Genomic DNA, 324 nt, shown 5'->3' on the forward strand with positions numbered 1-324 from the left:
TGCTGCCGGACGTGGCCCTGGAGCAGACCGGTCCGGCCATGCACCTCCAGGCCACCCTGCCCGCCCAGGTGGAGGTGCTGGACCCGGACGGGATGCCCGTGCCGGCCCCGCTGGCCGCGGCACTCACCCGGCCCTGGTCCACCGCCGCGCCCGTCACGGCCACGGTGGACGGCCTGCTGCGGATCTCCCACGGCGACCGCGTACCGGTGGGCCTGCTGTTCCCGCCCGCCGAGGACCCGGTGCGGCTGACGCTCCGTTGGACGGTCGCCTACCGCCGGACCGGCACCCGGCCGGACGACGGGCTGGTCGCGAGCGCCTCGGCCT

1 protein-coding gene is annotated in these 324 nt (G+C 77.5%); it reads left to right on the top strand.

The window, feature by feature from the left end; all coding sequences use genetic code 11:
- The coding region (locus ACLWS4_RS38235) for a hypothetical protein (RefSeq protein ID WP_416876601.1) at window positions 1-324 on the top strand (324 nt) is incomplete at both ends.

The sequence above is a fragment of the Kitasatospora sp. SC0581 genome, assembly GCF_048159585.1.
Lineage (GTDB): Bacteria > Actinomycetota > Actinomycetes > Streptomycetales > Streptomycetaceae > Kitasatospora.